A 1,606-nucleotide genomic window follows, 5' to 3' on the forward strand; every position below is an offset into this window, starting at 1 on the left:
CCCTCCCTCAGGGCAGGGAGGGTAACCCCCCCTCCTACCTCCCCCTTCCTTCGTAGAGGGAAGGGGGCCAGGGAGATGGGTTCAAGAAAGAGGCTTGATCACACCGAAAGCCCCTCGATGGTCTCACCCGCCAGTGCTCGCTTGGTCAGCTGCACCAGCGCCCACTCGGCATCGCGGGAGCTGCCTGCACCACGAGCGAGAGCAAGGAGGGTGAGACCATCGAGGGGCTTTCGGTGTGATCAAGCCTCTTTCTTGAACCCATCCCCCTGGCCCCCTTCCCTCTACGAAGGAAGGGGGAGGTAGGAGGGGGTTTTACCCTCCCTGCCCTGAGGGAGGGTGGCGTAGTGAGGGACGAATGAAGCCGGGTGGGTTCGGCGGTGAGCGGAGCGAAAGATATTATGGAAGTAACACAAAATTACGCACGGCCTTCCCAGGCGGGAATTGATGACTCCGGGGCGCTTCGGATGGGGCTCACGGCGGAGGCATCGCGGCCTGGGGTGCAGCTTACGGCGCAGATTTTAGACAGCCGCAGCTACGCCCGGGTGATGCTGGCGCTCTACAACGTCGTGTCGTCGGATCTTCGGAGCAAGCAGAAAGATCATAGCGGCTACCAAAAGTGGGTGGAGGAGCGCTACCTAGAGGAGCTGGACGCGACGATGGGCGCGAAGCTGCGTGCCTTGCCAGGCCTCAAGGATCATCAGGATCGGCTCAAGGGGAGGCTGAAGAACCTGAGCGATGAGATTCAGCCTCTGGAGGGGACGATCCAGGGGCGCGAGTTTTATAACAAGCGCTACGAGTACTTCCAGTGGCTCCGCAAGCACGACATGGACGCCTGGTGGGTACTCGATCCGGTCGTTTCCGTGCACCAGGACTGCGTCGTTTTTGAGGTCTTCAGCCTGGATGAGTCGTCGTACGGGCGCGTCACCGTGCCCTGGGAGAAGCTCGATGTGCTGGGCGAGGTGCGCTATGGAACGACCAATGTGGACTACTCCAGCGCCCTCGCCGATGAGATGCGCCGCATTCGCTCCTACCGCCCTGCGTTTCTCTCGGTTGCCGCTGAGGGCGTGAGCATCGCCACGGGAGCCGGGGAGCGCGTCGAGAAGAAGATTGATCTCCCGCCTACCTGGGTGCGTGGCTTCTTGCAAGTCCAGTCCGCCGCCGTCTACCCCGCCATTGAGGTGCAGTTCTCCCCGGAGACCATCGCCGATGTACTCGCGGCACTCCAGCGCGAGCGGGAGAAGACCGGTCCGCGCTCCTTGCGATTTCAGCTTATGCCTGGCGAGTGCCCGACCATCACCATCGAGCCGTGGGGAACCGTGATCAAAGAACGAGTCCACACATTCACCGGCGACGAAGCCACGGAGATTCGGCTCTGGGGGCGGCGACGCTTGCTGGCGTTTGCTGACTTACTCCCTCATGCAGACTCCGTGACTGCACGATTTCTGGGAACCGGCATGCCATCCTACTGGAGCATCACGCTGGATGGGCATCGGTTTGATATCGGGGTCTCCGGCTGGACCAAGAACGACTGGTCAAGCGCGGCTCGTTTTGATGTCCTCGCCGCCACGGGCCAAGCCAGCGATGGTGACATTGCCAAAGCATCCCA

At 61.8% G+C, this 1,606-nt stretch carries 1 protein-coding gene; it reads left to right on the forward strand.

The annotated features are described in order from the left end of the window. Nucleotides 1-398 precede the first annotated feature (398 nt). A partial coding sequence (locus tag RMO15_RS19795; protein WP_309715857.1) for a hypothetical protein occupies nt 399-1,606 on the forward strand: 1,208 nt, incomplete at its 3' end.

This window comes from Armatimonas sp., from assembly GCF_031410135.1.
GTDB lineage: Bacteria > Armatimonadota > Armatimonadia > Armatimonadales > Armatimonadaceae > Armatimonas.